17 protein-coding genes are annotated in these 18,470 nt (G+C 71.6%); 9 read left to right on the plus strand and 8 right to left on the minus strand.

The features are described from left to right. Window positions 1-6: 6 nt before the first annotated feature. Together JIX55_RS32385 and JIX55_RS32390 are read left to right on the plus strand one after the other, a co-directional pair. Window positions 7-1,455 (plus strand): NAD(P)H-quinone dehydrogenase, encoded by a 1,449-nt coding sequence (locus JIX55_RS32385; protein WP_257566765.1) that lies wholly within the window; start codon window positions 7-9, stop codon window positions 1,453-1,455. A 73-nt stretch (window positions 1,456-1,528) separates the two neighbouring features. Further along, a complete protein-coding gene (locus JIX55_RS32390) occupies window positions 1,529-2,551 on the plus strand; it encodes a DeoR/GlpR family DNA-binding transcription regulator (protein ID WP_257566766.1) in 1,023 nt (340 codons plus the stop codon). A 64-nt stretch (window positions 2,552-2,615) separates the two neighbouring features. Here the strand turns inward: JIX55_RS32390 and JIX55_RS32395 are convergent, their stop codons facing one another. Together JIX55_RS32395 and JIX55_RS32400 are read right to left on the minus strand one after the other, a co-directional pair. Further along, on the minus strand, window positions 2,616-3,182 hold the full coding sequence (locus JIX55_RS32395; protein ID WP_257569555.1) for a TetR/AcrR family transcriptional regulator: 567 nt from the start codon (window positions 3,180-3,182) through the stop codon (window positions 2,616-2,618). 191 nt (window positions 3,183-3,373) lie between these two features. Further along, entirely contained in the window at window positions 3,374-5,149 is a 1,776-nt protein-coding gene (locus JIX55_RS32400; RefSeq protein WP_257566767.1) for an acetyl/propionyl/methylcrotonyl-CoA carboxylase subunit alpha, read from the minus strand. A gap of 416 nt (window positions 5,150-5,565) precedes the next feature. Between JIX55_RS32400 and JIX55_RS32405 the strand changes: the two genes are divergently transcribed. After that, complete coding sequence (locus tag JIX55_RS32405) at window positions 5,566-6,081, plus strand: hypothetical protein (RefSeq protein ID WP_257566768.1); 516 nt, start codon at window positions 5,566-5,568, stop codon at window positions 6,079-6,081. A gap of 9 nt (window positions 6,082-6,090) precedes the next feature. Here JIX55_RS32405 and JIX55_RS32410 read toward each other — a convergent pair whose 3' ends face one another. The 4 genes from JIX55_RS32410 to JIX55_RS32425 form a co-directional block, all read right to left on the minus strand. Further along, window positions 6,091-6,711 (minus strand): Maf family protein, encoded by a 621-nt coding sequence (locus JIX55_RS32410; RefSeq protein ID WP_257566769.1) that lies wholly within the window; start codon window positions 6,709-6,711, stop codon window positions 6,091-6,093. Window positions 6,712-7,060: 349 nt separating this feature from the next. Beyond that, window positions 7,061-7,189, minus strand: a complete 129-nt coding sequence (gene mmpB, locus JIX55_RS32415; RefSeq protein WP_257566770.1) for a morphogenic membrane protein MmpB — start codon at window positions 7,187-7,189, stop codon at window positions 7,061-7,063. Window positions 7,190-7,260: 71 nt separating this feature from the next. Continuing rightward, entirely contained in the window at window positions 7,261-7,470 is a 210-nt protein-coding gene (locus tag JIX55_RS32420; RefSeq protein WP_257566771.1) for an acyl-CoA carboxylase epsilon subunit, read from the minus strand. Window positions 7,471-7,487: 17 nt separating this feature from the next. Further along, a complete protein-coding gene (locus JIX55_RS32425; RefSeq protein ID WP_257566772.1) occupies window positions 7,488-9,077 on the minus strand; it encodes an acyl-CoA carboxylase subunit beta in 1,590 nt (529 codons plus the stop codon). 169 nt (window positions 9,078-9,246) lie between these two features. On the opposite strand from JIX55_RS32425, the gene JIX55_RS32430 reads away from it, so the two are divergent. Both JIX55_RS32430 and JIX55_RS32435 read left to right on the plus strand, forming a co-directional pair. Continuing rightward, window positions 9,247-10,140, plus strand: a complete 894-nt coding sequence (locus JIX55_RS32430) for a biotin--[acetyl-CoA-carboxylase] ligase (protein WP_257566773.1) — start codon at window positions 9,247-9,249, stop codon at window positions 10,138-10,140. Between the two features lie 348 nt (window positions 10,141-10,488). Further along, window positions 10,489-11,652 carry an adenylate/guanylate cyclase domain-containing protein gene (locus JIX55_RS32435; RefSeq protein ID WP_257566774.1) on the plus strand — a complete coding sequence of 388 codons (1,164 nt, stop codon included), beginning with the start codon at window positions 10,489-10,491 and terminating at the stop codon, window positions 11,650-11,652. A gap of 313 nt (window positions 11,653-11,965) precedes the next feature. On the opposite strand, the gene JIX55_RS32440 is transcribed toward JIX55_RS32435, so the two are convergent. Next, entirely contained in the window at window positions 11,966-12,685 is a 720-nt protein-coding gene (locus JIX55_RS32440; RefSeq protein ID WP_257566775.1) for a hypothetical protein, read from the minus strand. 613 nt (window positions 12,686-13,298) lie between these two features. On the opposite strand from JIX55_RS32440, the gene JIX55_RS32445 reads away from it, so the two are divergent. The 3 genes from JIX55_RS32445 (at window position 13,299) to hutH (ending at window position 17,476) form a co-directional block, all read left to right on the plus strand. After that, window positions 13,299-14,138: an enoyl-CoA hydratase/isomerase family protein gene (locus tag JIX55_RS32445; RefSeq protein WP_257566776.1), complete on the plus strand. Its 840-nt coding sequence runs from the start codon at window positions 13,299-13,301 to the stop codon at window positions 14,136-14,138. 262 nt (window positions 14,139-14,400) lie between these two features. Continuing rightward, window positions 14,401-15,570: a GGDEF domain-containing protein gene (locus JIX55_RS32450; RefSeq protein ID WP_257566777.1), complete on the plus strand. Its 1,170-nt coding sequence runs from the start codon at window positions 14,401-14,403 to the stop codon at window positions 15,568-15,570. A gap of 367 nt (window positions 15,571-15,937) precedes the next feature. Beyond that, window positions 15,938-17,476: a histidine ammonia-lyase gene (gene hutH / locus JIX55_RS32455; RefSeq protein ID WP_443046736.1), complete on the plus strand. Its 1,539-nt coding sequence runs from the start codon at window positions 15,938-15,940 to the stop codon at window positions 17,474-17,476. Window positions 17,477-17,596: 120 nt separating this feature from the next. Here hutH and JIX55_RS32460 read toward each other — a convergent pair whose 3' ends face one another. Further along, window positions 17,597-17,914 carry an LPXTG cell wall anchor domain-containing protein gene (locus JIX55_RS32460; protein WP_257566778.1) on the minus strand — a complete coding sequence of 106 codons (318 nt, stop codon included), beginning with the start codon at window positions 17,912-17,914 and terminating at the stop codon, window positions 17,597-17,599. Window positions 17,915-18,024: 110 nt separating this feature from the next. Here JIX55_RS32460 and JIX55_RS32465 point away from each other — a divergent pair, with 110 nt between their 5' ends. Further along, window positions 18,025-18,378: a hypothetical protein gene (locus JIX55_RS32465; RefSeq protein WP_257566779.1), complete on the plus strand. Its 354-nt coding sequence runs from the start codon at window positions 18,025-18,027 to the stop codon at window positions 18,376-18,378. The last annotated feature ends 92 nt before the right edge of the window (window positions 18,379-18,470 follow it).

Below are 18,470 nucleotides of genomic sequence, written 5' to 3' on the forward strand. Positions count from 1 at the left end.
GGGACAATGGAGTACGTGACTCGGATCGTGATCATCGGTGGCGGACCCGGCGGCTATGAAGCGGCGCTGGTGGCCGCGCAGCTCGGCGCGGAGGTGACCGTCGTGGACTGCGACGGTCTGGGCGGGGCGTCGGTGCTGACCGACTGCGTGCCGTCGAAGACTCTCATCGCGACGGCCGAGGTGATGACGACCTTCGACTCCTCGTACGAGGAGCTGGGGATCATCGTCGCCGACGACACTCCGCACATCGACACGCCCGCGCGTGTCGTCGGGGTGGATCTGGGCAAGGTCAACCGGCGTGTGAAGCGGCTCGCGCTGGCGCAGTCGCACGACATCACGGCATCCGTGACGCGCGCCGGCGCGCGGGTCATGCGCGGGCGCGGGCGTCTTGAGGGCCAGCAGGATCTGGACGGGTCGCGCAAGGTCGTCGTACGGGCCGCCGACGGGTCCGAGGAGACCCTCGTCGCCGACGCCGTGCTCATCGCCACCGGTGGGCATCCGCGTGAGCTGCCCGACGCGCAGCCGGACGGGGAGCGGATCCTCAACTGGACGCAGGTCTACGACCTGGACGAGCTGCCCGAAGAGCTGATCGTCGTCGGGTCCGGTGTGACCGGTGCCGAGTTCGCGGGCGCCTACCAGGCGCTCGGGTCGCGTGTCACGCTCGTATCCAGCCGTGATCGCGTGCTGCCGGGCGAGGACCCGGACGCGGCGGAGGTCCTCGAGGACGTGTTCCGGCGGCGCGGCATGAACGTCATGGCGCGGTCCCGGGCCCAGTCCGCCAAGCGGGTGGGGGACCGGGTCGAGGTGACGCTCGCGGACGGGCGGGTCATCACCGGCTCGCACTGTCTGATGGCCGTCGGCGCCATCCCCAACAGCGCCGGGATGGGGCTGGAGGGGGCCGGGGTCAAGGTCAGGGAGTCCGGGCACATCTGGACCGACAAGGTGTCGCGGACCAGCGCCCCCGGTGTGTACGCCGCCGGTGACGTCACGGGTGTCTTCGCGCTCGCCTCCGTGGCCGCCATGCAGGGCCGTATCGCCATGTACCACTTCCTCGGCGACGCCGTGGCCCCGCTGAACCTGAAGACCGTCTCCTCGAACGTCTTCACCGACCCCGAGATCGCCACCGTCGGCTACACCCAGGCCGACCTGAACGCCGGGGTCATCGACGCCGTCGGGGTGAAACTGCCGCTGCTGCGCAACCCGCGCGCCAAGATGCAGGGCATCCGGGACGGCTTCGTCAAGATCTTCTGCCGGCCGGGCACCGGCATCGTGGTGGGCGGTGTGGTGGTCTCCCCGCGTGCCTCGGAACTGATCCACCCCATCTCGATCGCGGTCGACAACAACCTGACCGTCGAACAGATCGCGAAGGCCTTCACGGTGTACCCGTCCCTGTCGGGCTCGATCGCCGAGGTCGCGCGCCAGCTCCACACGCGCAAGTCCGGCGGCGGCGTCTGAATCACCTCCTATATCACTTCTCGCCCCACACTGCGAACAACTTCTGTTATTCGGCGCAAACTGCTGAAAGCAGATGGTCGTTGGCGTTACTGTCAGTTTCGTGTTCGCTGCAGAACGTCGCCAATTGATCCTCGAAATGGTGCGGGCCAATGGAGCCGTGTCGCTCCGTGAGCTCGCTCGCGTCGTCCAGACCTCCGAAGTGACCGTACGGCGGGACGTGCGCGCTCTGGAGGCAGAAGGACTCCTCGACCGCCGACACGGCGGTGCGGTATTGCCGGGCGGGTTCACGCGGGAGTCCGGCTTTCCGCAGAAGTCTCATCTCGCGACCGCTGAGAAGACGGCCATCGCCGACCTCGCCGCGAGCCTCGTCGAAGAGGGCGAGGCCATCGTGGTCGGGGCCGGGACCACCACGCAGGAGCTGGCACGCCGGCTCGCGCGGGTCCCCGGGCTGACCGTCGTCACCAACTCCCTGTTGGTGGCTCAGGCGTTGGCCCATGCCAACCGTGTGGAGGTCGTGATGACCGGCGGCACCCTGCGCGGTTCCAACTACGCCCTGGTCGGCTCCGGCGCCGAGCAGTCCCTCCAGGGGCTGCGCGTCTCCAAGGCCTTCCTCTCCGGGAGCGGACTGACCGCCGAGCGCGGTCTGTCCACGTCCAACATGCTGTCGGCGTCCGTCGACCGCGCGCTGGTCCAGGCCGCCGCCGAGGTCGTCGTCCTCGCCGATCACACCAAGCTCGGCACCGACACGATGTTCCAGACGGTGCCGACCGATGTGATCACCCGGCTGGTCACCGACGACCCGCCGGGCCACGACGACCGCGCTGTCACCGAACTGCAGGCCCTGGCCGATCAGGGCGTGCAGATCTCCGTGGCCGGCGCGTCGGGCGGCGGTGGTACGGGAGGTGGTGGTACGGGAAGCGATCCCGTCCCGGCACGCCAGTCGCGCCGGGAGATGCCCCTTCCCGGCCCCCGCCGCAACCAGGTCCACGGCTCCGCGCCGCAGTTGCGCAGCGCCACGGTCATGGGGGACCAGCCGTCGGCCGGTGAACGGGAAAGGGAGCGCGCGGCTCGGGTCGCGGACCTTCGGCGCCGGTAGAGCCGACAGGAGAGCTGTCGGGGAGCCGTGCCGCAACGCCGTCAAGGGTGCGTTGTCACGCCGGTTACGGCTTCAGGCCGCGCAAGGTCAGCGTCAGCAGGCGGTCGGCCAACTCCGGATCGTCCGGGGTCTCCTCGGCCGCCAGCGCGATCGCGTGGGTGAGCTGGAGCAGGTCGCCGATGGACACGTCGTCGCGTACGTCGTGCGCCTGCTGCGCCCGCCGCAGCAGGGCGGTGCCCGCCTCCCGGATGGGGGCGCAGCACCGGGCCAGGTCCGACGTGTTCTCGTCCTCGGCGCGGGAGTCGGTGTACGAGACCGTCATCAGGGCCTGGGCGAGACCTCGGTATTCGCCCGCGTGGGTGATGATGTCGCGCAGCCAGGTGACCAGTGCCGCGCATGGCTGGGCCGCGTTGAGGTGTTCCTGGGCTCGGGCCAGGAGGTCACCGACCGCTTCCTCGAAGACCGCGCTCAGCAGGGCCTGGCGGTTGGGGAAGTGGCGGTAGAGGGTGCCGATGCCTACGTCCGCGCGGCGGGCGATGTCTTCGAGCGAGGCGGTGGTGCCATGGGCCGCGAAGGCCAGGCGGGCCTCTGCGAGGAGGCGCTCATAGTTGCGGCGGGCGTCGGCTCGCATGGGCCGGGTGGTCGGCACGGGGTTCACCTGCTCTCTTCGCTGGAGGCTTCTTCAGCCTAAGAGCTCCGGTGACGGGGGTTGCTGCGCGGGTGCCGGTCGGGTGTGGCTGGTCGGGCCCACGCGGCGGAGCCGCATATCGATACAGGCCCGCGCCCCTTTCGGGGCGCGGGTCCTCAGTCCTGTCGTGCGGGTCAGTCCTTGATCTCGCAGATGGTCGCGCCGGAGGTGACGGAGGCGCCGACCTCTGCGCTCAGGCCTTTGACGGTGCCGGAGCGGTGGGCGTTGAGGGGTTGTTCCATCTTCATGGCTTCGAGGACGACGACGAGGTCGCCTTCCTTGACCTCCTGGCCCTCTTCGACGGCGATCTTGACGATGGTGCCCTGCATGGGGGAGGCGAGGGTGTCGCCGGAGGCGACCGGGCCCGACTTCTTCGCCGCGCGGCGTTTGGGTTTGGCGCCGGCCGCGAGGCCCGTGCGGGCCAGGGTCATGCCGAGGGCGGCGGGGAGGGAGACCTCCAGGCGCTTGCCGCCGACCTCGACGACGATCGTCTCGCGGTCGGTGTCGTCGTCGGTCTCGGCGGTGTCCGTGGGGGCCACGAAGGGCTTGATCTCGTTGACGAACTCGGTCTCGATCCAGCGGGTGTGGACGGTGAAGGGGTCCGTGGATCCGGTCAGTTCGGGGGCGAAGGCGGGGTCCTTGACCACCGCGCGGTGGAAGGGGATCGCGGTGGCCATGCCCTCGACCTGGAACTCTTCCAGGGCGCGGGCCGCGCGCTGCAGGGCCTGCTCGCGGGTGGCGCCGGTGACGATGAGTTTGGCCAGGAGGGAGTCCCAGGCGGGGCCGATCACGCTGCCGGACTCGACGCCGGCGTCCAGGCGGACGCCGGGGCCGGTGGGCGGGGTGAACGTGGTGACGGTGCCGGGGGCCGGGAGGAAGCCGCGGCCGGGGTCCTCGCCGTTGATGCGGAACTCGAGGGAGTGGCCGCGCAGCGGCGGGTCGTCGTAGCCGAGTTCCTCGCCGTCCGCGATACGGAACATCTCGCGGACCAGGTCGATGCCGGTGACCTCCTCGGTGACCGGGTGTTCCACCTGCAGGCGGGTGTTGACCTCCAGGAAGGAGATCGTGCCGTCGGTGCCGACCAGGAACTCCACCGTGCCGGCGCCGACGTAGCCGGCCTCCTTGAGGATGGCCTTCGACGCGGCGTACAGCTCGGCGTTCTGCGCCTCCGACAGGAAGGGGGCCGGGGCTTCCTCGACCAGTTTCTGGTGGCGGCGCTGCAGGGAGCAGTCACGGGTGGAGACGACGACCACGTTGCCGTGGCTGTCGGCCAGGCACTGGGTCTCGACGTGGCGCGGCTTGTCCAGGTAGCGCTCCACGAAGCACTCGCCCCGGCCGAAGGCCGCCACGGCCTCGCGGACCGCGGAGTCGTACAGCTCCGGGACTTCTTCGAGGGTGCGGGCGACCTTCAGGCCGCGGCCGCCGCCGCCGAAGGCCGCCTTGATGGCGATCGGCAGGCCGTGCTCCTCGGCGAACGCCACGACCTCGTCGGCGCCCGAGACCGGGTCCGGGGTGCCGGCGACGAGCGGGGCGCCCGCGCGCTGGGCGATGTGACGGGCCGCGACCTTGTCACCCAGATCGCGGATCGCCTGCGGGGGCGGGCCGATCCAGACCAGCCCCGCGTCGAGGACCGCCTGGGCGAACTCCGCGTTCTCCGAGAGGAAGCCGTAACCCGGGTGGATCGCGTCGGCACCGGCATCCTTCGCGGCCTGCAGCACCTTGGCGATGTCCAGGTAGCTGGTCGCCGGCGTGTCACCGCCCAGCGCGAACGCCTCGTCCGCGGCCCGCACATGCAGCGCGTCCCGGTCCGGATCGGCGTACACGGCCACGCTCGCGATCCCGGCGTCCCGGCACGCCCGGGCGACGCGGACAGCGATTTCGCCTCGGTTGGCGATCAACACCTTGCGCACGATGGCTCCCTCTCCTTGAAACAAGCCGAGTTTAGGGACTGCCGACACGGCGTTTCGACCCGTCCACAATGGTGAGCTTGCCCACACGGAGCGTGAACCGGGGCTCGCTCGACCGGCGAAATCCCTTGTCGCACAGCATTGCGCAGGACTCCACGCCAAAACCCTAGCCCTCCGATGTGGTCAAGGTCTCTGTGCGGCCGCGCTGCGGCCGGTTGGGTTTCTTTGTGGAGTCTCTACTAATGGCCCAACGATTCTTTGCTCCCGTGAGAACCCTTGTCCCGGGGTTTACCCGTTAGTAGCGTTCACGATGTCTCGAACACCTACTTGGGGTAACGGGTGGTTGTGCGAGGCGCGGAGAGAGCCGCGTGCACGCACGGCGAGAGCGTCAGGGCGACAGTGGAAGTGGGTGGGGGCCGGTGATCCGCAGACCGGTGGCGGTGGTCACGGCGATCGTGCTGTTCGTGGAGGGGCTCGGGATCGCCGGGCTGCAGTGGTTCCTCGGCACCGTCGTCGACCGGCAGAAGATGTCGCTCGCCGGTCTCGATCCGGACGCGATGTCCGTGTCGACGAAGGCCGGGGGTGTTCTCTTCGGCCTCTACTTCGTCTTCTGCGGCGTGGTCGCCCTGCTCGTCGCACTGCGTAACCGGCCCGCCGCCGGGCTCGGGCGGATCCTGCTCATCAGCGTGGCCGTCGTGCACGGGCTGCTCGGTGCGCTCACCGTGGGGCTGGTGGGGTGGAGCGCGTTCGCGTTCATGATGGTGGTGCTGGGGCTGGTGCTCCTGACACTGATGACGTACGACCGGCAGGACGGGGCTGCTGACGCGGTGCCAGGTGGGCCTGGAGGGCCCGGCGGTGCCGGTGGATCCGGCGGCGCCGGTGGGGCGGATGGGCGGCCCGCGCCGGTCGCCCCTCCGGCGCCCAGTGCCTCGTGACCCTTCGGGTCACTTCTCGCGAGGCGTCCACAACTCTGTGATTCCCACGCCCAGACGCGCCAGCAGGCGGCGGACGAGGGGGAGGCTGATGCCGATGACGTTGCCGTGGTCGCCGTCGATACCGTCGATGAACGGGGCCGAGCGGCCGTCGAGGGTGAACGCGCCCGCCACATGGAGGGGCTCGCCGGAGGCGACGTACGCGGCGATCTCCTCGTCGGTGGGGTCGCCGAAGTGGACGACCGTGGAGGCGGTCGCGGAGGCGTAGCTGCCGGTGGTGGTGTCGTAGACGCAGTGGCCGGTCTGGAGGGTGCCGGCGCGGCCGCGCATGGACTTCCAGCGGGCGGTGGCCTCCTCGGCGTCGGCGGGCTTGCCGAGGGCTTCGCCGTCGAGGTCGAGGACCGAGTCACAGCCGATGACCAGGGCGCCCTTGACCTCGGGCTTCGCCGCCACGACGGAGGCCTTCGCCTCGGCGAGGGCGAGAGCGAGGTCGGCGGGGGTGGGGGCGGACACGGCGTCCTCGTCCACGCCGCTGACGATCACCTCGGGGGACAGGCCGGCCTGGCGGAGCAGGTTGAGGCGGGCGGGGGACTGGGAGGCGAGCACGAGGCGGCGGGGCTGCTGAGCGGTCATGCGGCCAGGGTATCGGCGGGGCTGCCTTCGGCGGGTGGGTCGGTGTGCGCTCGGGCCCGGTGGGTGGGTCGGGGGGCGTTCGGGGGTGGTGCGCCTTGGGCCCGGAGGTGGGTCGGGGGCGCGCCGGGGGGGTGTCCGTCCTCGGGCCGGCGTGGAATCGGTCGCCTGAGAAATGGAACCTGTTGACGCGCCGGCCGCTGCGGGCGGACACCCCCGGCACGCCCCCTTCTCGCCGTACGCGACTGCCCCGCCGTCGGGGTGCGCGTCGCCGCCCGTTGCGGCTGCCCCGCCGTCGGGGTGCGGGTCACCGTCCGTCGCGGCTGCCCCGTCCAGCCCCGGACGCCGCTGGTCAGAGGATGCCCAGGACCAGCATCGCCAGGAGCATGGCCAGGGCCATGAGAATGCCGAGCCGCCGAAGCATGTCCTGCGTGTCGCGCAGTTCCTTCGGCGGCTCGTTCTCAGGGTCGGACCAGAGCATGCGTCGATGGTGCGACGGCCGGGGGCCGGGCGCCTGAGTACGCGTACTCAATTCGGTAGGGGCGGTTCCGCTCAGTCGGGCCAGTAGGTGCGGCTCCAGGTGGTGGGGCCCGGCGCCGGCAGGCGGTGCGCGGCGATGCGGGACGGGTCGGACCAGGAGTCGCGGGATGCGGGCGCGCCGGGCGGCTCGGTGGCTGCCGCCGCGGCGCGCGCCCGGACGACCGCCAGTGCGGCGGCCAGCTCCTCCGGGGTCGGATTGCCCCGTACGACCTTGATGGTCATGTCGGCTCCCAGCAGTCCTAGAGAGGGATGTTGCCGTGCTTCTTCGGGGGGAGGGATTCCCGCTTTGTACGCAGTTGACGCAGGCCGCGGACGAGGTGGCTGCGGGTCTCGGAGGGCATGATCACCGCGTCCACGTAGCCGCGTTCGGCCGCCGTGTACGGGTTGAGGAGCGTGTCCTCGTACGCCTGGATGAGGCGGGCGCGGACCTCCTCGCGCTCCTCGTCGGAGGCTGCGGCGATGGTGCGGCGGTGGAGGATGTTGACCGCGCCCTGGGCGCCCATGACGGCGATCTGGGCGGTCGGCCAGGCGAGGTTGAGGTCTGCGCCGAGGTGCTTGGAGCCCATGACGTCGTAGGCGCCGCCGAAGGCCTTGCGGGTGATCACGGTGATCAGGGGGACGGTCGCTTCCGCGTACGCGTAGATCAGCTTCGCGCCCCGGCGGATGATGCCCTCGTGCTCCTGGCCGACGCCCGGGAGGAAGCCGGGGACGTCGACGAAGGTCAGGACCGGGACGTTGAACGCGTCGCAGGTGCGGACGAAGCGGGCCGCCTTCTCGGAGGCGTCGATGTCCAGACAGCCCGCGAACTGCATCGGCTGGTTGGCGACGACGCCGACCGGGTGGCCCTCGACCCGGCCGAAGCCCGTGAGGATGTTCGGGGCGAAGAGCGGCTGGGTCTCGAAGAACTCGGCGTCGTCCAGGACGTGTTCGATCACCGTGTGCATGTCGTACGGCTGGTTCGCGCTGTCGGGGACCAGGACGTCCAGCTCGCGGTCCTCGTCCGTGAGGGCGAGGTCGGCTTGTTCCGGGAACGCGGGGGGTTCGCTGAGGTTGTTCGACGGGAGGTAGGAGAGGAGCTGCTTGACGTACTCGATCGCGTCCTTCTCGTCGCCCGCCATGTGATGGGCCACGCCCGACGTCGCGTTGTGCGTGCGGGCGCCGCCCAGCTCCTCGAAGCCGACGTCCTCGCCGGTGACCGTCTTGATGACGTCCGGGCCGGTGATGAACATGTGCGAGGTCTGGTCGACCATGACCGTGAAGTCGGTGATCGCGGGGGAGTAGACCGCGCCGCCCGCGCACGGGCCGACGACCAGGGAGATCTGCGGGATCACCCCGGAGGCGTGGGTGTTGCGGCGGAAGATCTCGCCGTACATGCCGAGGGCCATGACGCCCTCCTGGATGCGGGCGCCGCCGGAGTCGTTGATGCCGATGACGGGGCAGCCCGTCTTGAGGGCGAAGTCCATCACCTTCATGATCTTCTGACCGAAGACCTCGCCGAGGGAGCCGCCGAGGACCGTGAAGTCCTGGGAGAAGACGGCGACGGGGCGGCCGTCGACCGTTCCGTATCCCGTAACGACTCCGTCGCCGTACGGGCGGTTGTTCTCCATGCCGAAGTCGGTGGAGCGGTGCTGGGCGAACTCGTCGAACTCCACGAAGGAGTCCTCGTCGAGGAGCAGTTCGATCCGCTCACGGGCCGTCAACTTGCCCTTCGCGTGCTGCTTCTCCACCGCGCGCTGGGAGCCGGCGTGCGTCGCCTCATGGACACGGCGCTGCAGATCCGCGAGCTTCCCCGCAGTCGTGTGAATGTCGATCTCTTCCGGCTCGGACATCGGGATACGGCTCCCTGCCTGCTCAATGGGGACGTGAGGGTGGTGAGGTGAGAGGGGGACTTGCGTTGTATCGGGACGTGCTCATAAGTGGATCCGGTTACTCATCCGTAGCGTAGTGCTGCGCATACGGTTCAGCAGTGCGGCGTTTACCACACCTAATGTGGGTTGCATGACGCCGCGAGATGCCTCAGACGACGCGAACGACAGGTTCAACGAGCCTGGCCGGCCCGCCAGTGGCCCGTGGTCCGACCTGGACCGGCCGCCCCTCAACTCCGCCTCCCTGCGCCGGGCACTGGTCCGGGAGGGAGGGCTGTGGAGTTCCCTGGACGTGGTGCCGGTCATCGGCTCCACCAACACCGACCTCGCGGGGCGCGCCGACCGGCTTTCCGAGGGTGCCGTGCTCGTCGCCGAGGAGCAGAAGGCGGGGCGCGGCCGCCTCGACCGGACCTGGACCGCGCCCGCCCGCTCCGGGCTCTTCTTCTCCGTCCTCCTCAAGCCGGGCGACGTGCCCGTTCAGCACTGGGGGTGGCTGCCGCTCCTCACCGGTGTCGCCGTGGCGACCGGGCTGTCCAGAGCCGCAGGGGTGGATACGGCACTCAAGTGGCCCAATGACCTGCTGGTGACCGTGGCAGGTGAGGAGCGCAAGGCCGGCGGCATCCTCGCGGAGCGTGCGGGGGCGGAGGGGGTCGTGGTCGGCATCGGCATCAACGTCAGCCTGCGGGAGGACGAGCTGCCGGTGCCCGCGGCCGGGTCCCTGCTGCTCGCCGGCGCGGCGACCACCGACCGTGATCCCCTGCTGCGCGCCGTGCTGAGGTCCCTGGAGGACTGGTACGGCCGCTGGCGTGCCGCCGGGGGCGACCCTTCGGTGAGCGGACTGCAGGAGACCTACGCCGCCGGGTGCGCGACCTTGGGGCGGAAAGTGCGGGCCGAACTGCCCGGCGACCGGTCGGTCGTGGGGGAGGCCGTGGCGGTGGACGGGGACGGGCGGCTGGTCCTCGCGACGGAGGACGGGGTGCAGGAGCCGGTGGGGGCGGGTGACATCGTGCATCTGCGGGCTGTGTGACGTGTGGGGTCTGGTTGCCTGGGCACCCGGGGTCCTGCTGGGGGTCGGTTTCGCTCCCGGCGCTCACCGAGTGCCGCCGCGCGCCCGTGCCGCCCCTGGCGGCGCGACTGCCCGCAGCTGCGTGCGGCCGTGTAGGGCAAGCCCGTCCGGAGTTCGAGGACGGGCCCGGAGGCGACCGGCGGGGGGTCTGGGGGCGCAAGCCCCAGGTGCCTCACATCAGCGCCCGGTGCCGTAAGGACGCAGGGCACCCACCATCGGCCCCACCTGACGGAGTGAGCTGGCGCACACCTGCCGTAGAGTTGAGGCCGGTCGAGTACGTGACCGCGGGAGATCGGAAGGGCAGCAGGCGTGAGCGTCGAGGACACGGGCTCCGGCACGGACGCGCATGGCCGTGTGGAGCCTCCCCCACTCTCGGCGTCTGTCGAGCGAGGGGATTCCCACGGCGCGGACGTCGGTGAGGAGGACCCGCTGGCGCTGCGGCTCGAAGGGCTCATCCTCGGGGCCGAGCGCCGCTACACCCCCTTTCAGGCGGCGCGCAGCGCGGGCGTGTCCATGGAGCTGGCGTCCCGCTTCTGGCGGGCCATGGGCTTCGCGGACATCGGCCAGGCCAAGGCGCTGACCGAGGCGGACGTACTCGCGCTGCGGCGGCTCGCCGGTCTCGTAGAGGCGGGGCTGCTGAGTGAGGCCATGGCGGTGCAGGTGGCCCGCTCCACCGGGCAGACCACGGCGCGGCTCGCCGAATGGCAGATCGACTCCTTCCTGGAGGGGCTGACCGAGCCGCCGGAGCCGGGGATGACCCGGACCGAGGTGACGTACCCGCTGGTCGAGCTGCTGCTGCCGGAGCTGGAGGAGTTCCTCGTCTATGTCTGGCGGCGTCAGCTCGCCGCCGCCACCGGGCGGGTCGTGCAGGCGGCGGACGACGAGGAGATGGTCGACCGGCGGCTCGCGGTCTGCTTCGCCGACCTCGTCGGCTTCACGCGCCTCACCCGTCGTATGGAGGAGGAGGAGCTCGGCGAACTCGTCGAGGCCTTCGAGACGACGGCGGCGGACCTGGTGGCCGCGAACGGGGGCCGGCTGATCAAGACCCTGGGCGACGAGGTCCTGTACGCCACCGACGACGCGGGAGTCGCCGCCGAGATCGCCCTCCGCCTCATCGAGACCATGGCCAACGACGAGACCATGCCCGAACTGCGTGTCGGCATGGCCTTCGGGACGGTGACGACCCGGATGGGCGACGTCTTCGGTTCGACCGTGAACCTCGCGAGCCGGCTCACCTCGATAGCGCCGAAGGACGCGGTCCTGGTCGACGGCGCCTTCGCCGAGGAACTGACCCGCACCGGCGAGGCTCCCGCCTCCGAGGCCGAGGCCGCAGAAGCCGCGGCCGCCGCCGAGAAGGAGGGCGAGGAACCGCCGACGTACCGCTTCGCCCTCCAGCCGATGTGGCAGCGGCCGGTACGTGGTCTTGGCGTGGTCCAGCCGTGGCTGCTGACGCGGAGGCCGGGGAAGCCGTGAGGGTGTAGGCCCGTGCCGCCGGGGCCAGGGGCCCTTCGGACCCTGCCGTCCGTGGGCCTCGCCGACGGCACGCTTCCTGCCGCTGTCGCTGTCAGGCCCCCGTTGCCGACGCCCTGACGCTGCTGCCGCGGAGGTCTCGCTGCCGCTACCCCCGCTTCGACTCGCTGCTGTCAAGCTTCCTCGCCCTCGCCCTCGCCCTCGCCGGGGCCGTTGCCGGCCCCCGCTGCCAGCGAGCTTCCTGGCGCTGTCGCCGCCGGGGCCCGCTGTGGGCTTCATCTGGGTGCATTGCCCTGCCCGCAGCGGGGTGCCCGCGTCACCGGCCCAGGGCGTCGTTGACGCAGAGTTCGGTGATCAGGACGCACAGGCCTGGCCTTGTGGGCTTCGCGGGGGTCGCCGTGTCGCCGGGGGCGGTCGCGGAGTCGGGGGTGGTCGGCTGCTCGGGTGCTGCCGCTGGTGGCCGGGTGGGGGCGGGTGGGGTGGGGCGGGGCGTTTCGGGGATGCGGGATGTCGGGGTCGTGTCTGCGGCGGCCGGGTTTCCGGGGAGGTTCCGGGCGCCTGGGCCGGAGGGGATCTGGACGCCGATCGAGGATGCGGGCAGGAAGGTCGAGGGGGTCGGCGTGGGGGCGGTCGCTCCCGGTGACGGTGGCCCTGTCGGCGCGGGGTTTCCGCCGCCCATCGGGGTGTCGGCGGTCGGGGTCCCCGGGCCCGCCGAGGGCTCGCTCCCCATGGTCGCCCCGGCATTGGTCGCCTCGTCCGTGACCTCGTCCGCCGCCCTCGGCGCCGCGCCCGCCGCCCCGGAACCACCGCCGACCGGATCCGACGCCAGCCGTAGGAGACTCAGCGCCCCCGCCGCCAGCGCCATCCCACCCACCGCGAACAGCACCTTCCGGGGCCGAGGCCGACGGTGCCTACCTCGCGGGCGGGGAGCGGGGTGGCCGGGGGAGAACCCGGCCTCGTCCAGGTGCTCCGCCGACGACCCGAACGCGCCGGGCGAGACGGCCGTCGCGGCCTTCACGGACGTGGCCGACGGCATCCAGGGCGCCGATGCCCCCGACGTCGCCGATGCCCCCGACGTCGCCGATGGCCCCGACGTCGCGGATGCCGCTGATGGCCCTGGTGTCGCGGAAGGCGTGGGTGCCGCAGGGCCGGCAGGTGTCGCCAGCGGCCGCCAGGGCCCCGACGGCCCCGTCGCCGCTGACGGCATCGACGGCCCCGTCGGGCCCGTTGCTCCCGCTGTTCCGGAAGGCGCCGGTGTCGCAGGCCTCGCTCCGGTCTCCGGTGCCCCTTGTGGCGCCCGGCGCGGCGCGGTAGTGCTCGGTGTCGGCATGGTCGCCGTGTCCGTCGTCATGGCCTGTCCCTCCCCTGCGCGCCCGTGTCCCCCGGTGCGCCTGTGGCGGAGCGCAGGCTATGCGGCGCGATGGGCGGTGTGGCCGGACAAGGGCGGATGTCACTCGAACGAGGAAACGGCCGCCGGGGTTGCCGTCGGGCCTCGCCCGGGATGTCACCGGCGAGTTGTCGCCCGGGTGTCACCGGCAGGTTGGCGCCCGGAATGTCACCGGCACGTCCCTGCCCGGGCTTTCCCCGGCGGGGTCCGGCTGCGATGATCGGAGCGACGGTAGTTAACCCGCGTTAACCGGGAGGGTGTCATGGGCGACGGCGCGGCAGTGGAGCGGGCGGCGGGGGCGGGGCAGGGGGACGAGCGGCGATACGGCGAGTTCGTCGTCGTACGGCGGCACGCGTACGTCGCCGAGCTCGTCCTCGACCGGCCCAAGGCCATGAACGCCGTGTCGACCGAGATGGCCCGTTCCATCGCGGCGGCGTGCGAGGCGCTGGCCGCCGACCGGGACGTACGCGTGGTCGTGGTGACGTCGACCCATGAGCGGGCGTTCTGTGTGGGAGCGGATCTGAAGGAGCGGAACTCGTTCAGTGACGCCGATCTGATGCGGCAGCGGCCCGTCGCACGGGCGGCATACACCGGCGTACTGGAGTTGCCGATGCCCACCGTCGCCGCCGTGCACGGCTTCGCACTGGGCGGCGGCTTCGAGCTCGCCCTGTCCTGCGACCTGATCGTGGCCGACCGTACGGCGGTGGTGGGGCTGCCCGAGGTATCGGTGGGGGTGATTCCGGGCGGTGGCGGTACGCAGTTGCTGCCGCGTCGGGTGGGGGCCGCGCGGGCAGCCGAGCTGATCTTCACGGCGCGACGGCTGGAGGCCGTGGAGGCACGGGAGTGGGGGCTCGTGGATCAGTTGGCGGAGGCGGGTCGGGACCGGGACGAGGCGTTGGCGCTGGCCGCGCGGATCGCCGCGAACTCGCCCGTAGGGCTGCGCGCGGCCAAGCGCGCGCTGCGGCTCGGCCATGGGCTCGACCTGCGGGCCGGGCTGGAGGTCGAGGACGCGGCATGGCGTTCGGTGGCGTTCTCGGGTGACCGGGCGGAGGGCGTCGCCGCCTTCAACGAGAAGCGGAAGCCCGACTGGCCGGGGGAGTGACCCACGGGGCTCGCCCAGCCCTGATTGACCGGCGCACGATACGCGGGGCCACGTCGGAGCGCGACTGGCCGGGGGCGAACCGGGGTCGGCCGGGGGCGAACCGCAGGTCCACCTGGAGCCCGACAACCCACGGCACCCGGAGCCCGGCTGCCCCGGCTGGCCGGCGAGCGGGCGGAGCCCTCACCTGCGGGCGCCCCCGACCCGTACCCCTGTTCGCCCCACCAACGTCCCAAATCGCCTCAAAGCTCCCTAGCCTGGGGTGATGGGCGAGGACAGGCGGCTGAGGGCTGTGGTGGCGCTGGCGCGTGGCATGGCCGGGGCGCACACGCCGCGCGAGACGTGGCGGGCAGCCGCTGACGGCTCGTGCCGGGCCCTGTCGGGCAGCTTCGCCGCGCTGTCCGTGTGGGAGCGGGAGCGTGGGCTGCTGCGGGTGCTCGTCAATGTGGGGAACCGCGCGGCGGACGAGGAGGAGTTCCCCGAGGACGAGACGTATCCGGTGCACGAGTTCCCGGAGATCGCGGAGTTCCTGCACGAGCGGTGGCTGGAGGGCGGGGAGCCCAACGCCTGGGTGGAGACGGCGGCCGGACCGGTCACCGGGCGGCGCCCCGGCGGCTACTGCCATCAGCGGGTCGCGGCGCTGCGCCGGCGCGGGCGCGGCTGCTGCGTCGTGGCGCCCATCGTGCTGAACGGCAGGGCGTGGGGCGAGCTGTATGTGGCCCGGCCCGCCGGGGAACCCGTCTTCCACGGCGACGACGCCGCGTTCGCCACCGTGCTCGCCTCGGTCGTGGCGGCCGGGATCGCGCAGTCGGAGCGGCTGGAGGAGGCCCGGCGGCTCGCCTTCACGGACTCGCTCACCGGGCTCGGCAACCGGCGTGCGGTCGACCTCCGGCTGGACGAGGCGATGGAGGCGCACCGGCGCGACGGCGCGGTGATCAGCCTCGTCGTCTGCGACCTCAATGGCCTGAAGAAGGTCAACGACTCCTATGGGCACGCGGTGGGGGACCAGTTGTTGGAGCGCTTCGGCTCCGTGCTCTCGCGTTGCGCGGCCGCTCTGCCCGGGGTGCTGGCCGCGCGGCTCGGCGGCGACGAGTTCTGTCTGCTCGCCGTGGGGCCGTCGGCGGACGAGGTGGTACGGGTCGCCGGTGACCTCTGCGTACGGGCGCGGGAGCTGGAGCCGGGCGACGGGATCGCCTGCGGGGTGGCCTCCACCGGGGATCCGATCGGACCGTTGCGGTCGGCCCGGCGGCTCTTCCGGCTCGCCGACGCCGCGCAGTACCGGGCCAAGGCCGCCGGTTCCGTCGAGCCGGTCGTGGCGGGCCGTGAGGGCGACGGGGCGGAAGATCCGGTGGTCAGCCTCGCCGACCGGCCGCCCGCCCCGGTCGATCCCGCGCACCCGGGGGACCGGCGCCGCATTCGAGGGCGCCGGTCCTAGGGCGGTCCGCGCGTTGGGTCGAGTCAGCGCGCGGTCCTGGGCTGCCCACGGCCAAGGGGGGAGTGGGCCGTGGGCCGGCCTGTGAGTGAGGAAAGTGCGGCGGAGGGGGGCTCCGGCCGCATGTCATCACGTGCTCCGACCTTATGGGGAGGGGGTGTCAAAAGGGCTCTGACCTGCGGGATTCTGATCAATCCCGGAGGGTTCTCTGATCGTTCTCTGATCTGTTTCTGATCTACGCGGATAGTCTCGCCGCGGTGTCCGCGGCCTCCGGAAGCGGCCCGCGTCACTAGGTAAGGACCTCTTCCATCGTGCGGTCGTGACATTCGGCGATTCAGTCCCTACGATCCTGAATATGGATATGCACTCTGTGGGCACGGTGGTGCTCGGGACGTCCGGGGTCACCGCGGACGACGTCCTCGCCGTGGCGCGCGCCGGCGCCCGGGTCGAGCTGTCCGGCGAGGCGGTGGCGGCCCTCGCCGCGGCCCGCGAGATCGTGGACGCGCTGGCGGCCAAGCCCGAACCCGTCTACGGGGTCTCCACCGGCTTCGGCGCCCTCGCGACCCGGCACATCAGCCAGGAGCTGCGCGCCCGGCTCCAGCGCAACATCGTCCGCTCGCACGCCGCCGGCATGGGACCGCGGGTGGAACGCGAGGTCGTACGCGCGCTGATGTTCCTGCGACTGAAGACCGTCTGCTCCGGCCGCACCGGCGTACGGCCCGAGGTCGCGCAGACGATGGCCGACATCCTCAACGCCGGGATCACCCCCGTCGTGCACGAGTACGGCTCCCTCGGCTGCTCCGGTGACCTGGCGCCGCTGTCCCACTGCGCGCTCACGCTGCTGGGCGAGGGCGACGCCGAGGGCCCGGACGGAGTCGTACGGCCGGCCGGTGAGCTGCTCGCCGAGCACGGCATCGCCCCCGTCGAGCTGCGCGAGAAGGAGGGACTGGCCCTCCTCAACGGCACCGACGGCATGCTCGGCATGCTGGTCATGGCGCTGGCCGACCTGGAGAGGCTGTACACATCGGCCGACATCACCGCCGCGATCTCCCTGGAGGCGCTGCTCGGCACCGACAAGGTCCTCGCGCCGGAGCTGCACGCCATCCGTCCGCACCCCGGGCAGGCGGCCTCCGCGGCCAACATGCTCGCCGTGCTGAAGGGGTCGGAGCTCACCGGGCACCATCAGGACGACGCGCCCCGGGTGCAGGACGCGTACTCCGTGCGGTGCGCTCCGCAGGTGGCCGGGGCCGGGCGCGACACCCTCGCGCACGCGCGGCTCGTCGCCGAGCGGGAGCTGGCGGCGGCGGTCGACAACCCCGTCGTGCTGCCGGACGGGCGGGTCGAGTCCAACGGCAACTTCCATGGCGCGCCGGTCGCGTACGTCCTCGACTTCCTGGCGATCGCGGTGGCGGATCTGGCGTCGATCGCGGAGCGGCGTACGGATCGGTTGCTCGACAAGAACCGGTCGCACGGGTTGCCGCCGTTCCTCGCGGACGATGCCGGGGTGGACTCCGGGCTGATGATCGCGCAGTACACGCAGGCGGCCCTGGTGAGTGAGCTGAAGCGGCTCGCCGTGCCGGCTTCCGCGGACTCGATTCCGTCCTCCGCGATGCAGGAGGACCATGTGTCGATGGGGTGGTCGGCGGCGCGGAAGCTGCGTACCGCCGTGGACAATCTCACGCGGGTGCTCGCGGTCGAGTTGTATGCGGGGACGCGGGCTGTGGAGTTGAGGGAGGGGCTGACGGCTGCGCCGGCCACTCGGGCCGTGGTGGATGCCGTGCGTCAGGCCGGGGTGGAAGGGGCTGGTCCCGATCGGTTCCTCGCGCCCGATCTGGCGTTGACCGACGCGTTCGTTCGGGATGGGCGGTTGGTGGCGGCCGCGGAGTCTGTCACCGGGGCGCTCGCCTGAGTTGGCGGTCGCGCGTGGTCGATCGCGCGGTTCCCCGCGCCCCTTGGCGGCATGGGGCGCCCCCGGTGCTTCAAGGGGCGCGGGGAACTGGGCGGCGAGCCCTCACTCACCCGCAGACGGCTACGCGCCGCCCAACGGGCCGTATTCCTCGCGTTCGCGGCGCATCGAGTACGCGACGAAACCCGCGCCCAGGCCCAGCATGGCCGTGCCGCCGATGATGTAGGGCGTGGTGTTGGGGCTGCCGGTGTCGGCCAGTTCGGTGTCGTTGCCGGTCTCCACGCCGGAGGCGCTCGTGGGCGTCTGCTCTCGTATGGCCGCCTCGTCCTGGGTCGCGTTGGCGGACGGCACGAACCAGAGGACACCCAGGAGGGTGCCCGCGGCGGTGGCGGTCAGCAGCGATCGGCGGGCGGTGGACGACGCGCGACGTGCGACGGACACGGAATATCGATCCCCTTGTGGCGCTGGCGAATTGGCCGTAGGGAGCGATGCTAATGAAAGGCGCGGGTCGTGGGAAAGTCGCGTGACCTGTGAGCCGTACGCTCCGGAGCATGAGTACAACGGAGACATCGCAGTTTGTACGGCTTCGCGTCGAATTGGTGGTGGAGGTCGAGAACGTAGAGGCCATCACCGGGGCCGCTTTGGGGCGGATCGCTGCCGACTCCGATATGCCTGCCGATGAGCGGGTACACGCCGAGAGCGCGGTGGCGGAGGACACGGCGGAGGCCCTCGCCTATCTGATCGACCCGTTCGACCTGGTCGGGGAGGTGCCGGGGGTCGAACTCGCCCAGGCCTCCTGGAGCAGTGAAGGTATCGACTACGACCCCGATTCGCCGGAATGGGGTCTCGACGAGGATGATGACCGCGAGGACGAAGAGGAAGACGGGGAAGACAGGGTCGGCTGAGCGGCCGGGGGAGATTCATGGCCCCGGACGGCAACCGCCGCCCGGGGTTTTCTCGTCTCATGGGGCGCACCAGTCACTTGTGCACCGCCGCC

Origin of the sequence: Streptomyces sp. DSM 40750 (assembly GCF_024612035.1) — a bacterium.
Lineage (GTDB): Bacteria > Actinomycetota > Actinomycetes > Streptomycetales > Streptomycetaceae > Streptomyces.

Excerpts from the sequence above, each read along its gene's own strand:
- JIX55_RS32440 (WP_257566775.1), bottom strand. The coding sequence starts at position 12,685 with ATGCCGTCGGCCACGTCCGTGAAGGCCGCGACGGCCGTCTCGCCCGGC.
- JIX55_RS32395 (WP_257569555.1), bottom strand. The coding sequence starts at position 3,182 with ATGCGAGCCGACGCCCGCCGCAACTATGAGCGCCTCCTCGCAGAGGCC.
- JIX55_RS32445 (WP_257566776.1), top strand. The coding sequence starts at position 13,299 with ATGGGCGACGGCGCGGCAGTGGAGCGGGCGGCGGGGGCGGGGCAGGGG.
- JIX55_RS32410 (WP_257566769.1), bottom strand. The coding sequence starts at position 6,711 with ATGACCGCTCAGCAGCCCCGCCGCCTCGTGCTCGCCTCCCAGTCCCCC.
- JIX55_RS32390 (WP_257566766.1), top strand. The coding sequence starts at position 1,529 with ATGGTCGTTGGCGTTACTGTCAGTTTCGTGTTCGCTGCAGAACGTCGC.
- mmpB (WP_257566770.1), bottom strand. The coding sequence starts at position 7,189 with ATGCTCTGGTCCGACCCTGAGAACGAGCCGCCGAAGGAACTGCGCGAC.
- JIX55_RS32420 (WP_257566771.1), bottom strand. The coding sequence starts at position 7,470 with ATGACCATCAAGGTCGTACGGGGCAATCCGACCCCGGAGGAGCTGGCC.
- JIX55_RS32430 (WP_257566773.1), top strand. The coding sequence starts at position 9,247 with ATGACGCCGCGAGATGCCTCAGACGACGCGAACGACAGGTTCAACGAG.
- JIX55_RS32465 (WP_257566779.1), top strand. The coding sequence starts at position 18,025 with ATGAGTACAACGGAGACATCGCAGTTTGTACGGCTTCGCGTCGAATTG.
- JIX55_RS32385 (WP_257566765.1), top strand. The coding sequence starts at position 7 with ATGGAGTACGTGACTCGGATCGTGATCATCGGTGGCGGACCCGGCGGC.
- JIX55_RS32425 (WP_257566772.1), bottom strand. The coding sequence starts at position 9,077 with ATGTCCGAGCCGGAAGAGATCGACATTCACACGACTGCGGGGAAGCTC.
- JIX55_RS32450 (WP_257566777.1), top strand. The coding sequence starts at position 14,401 with ATGGGCGAGGACAGGCGGCTGAGGGCTGTGGTGGCGCTGGCGCGTGGC.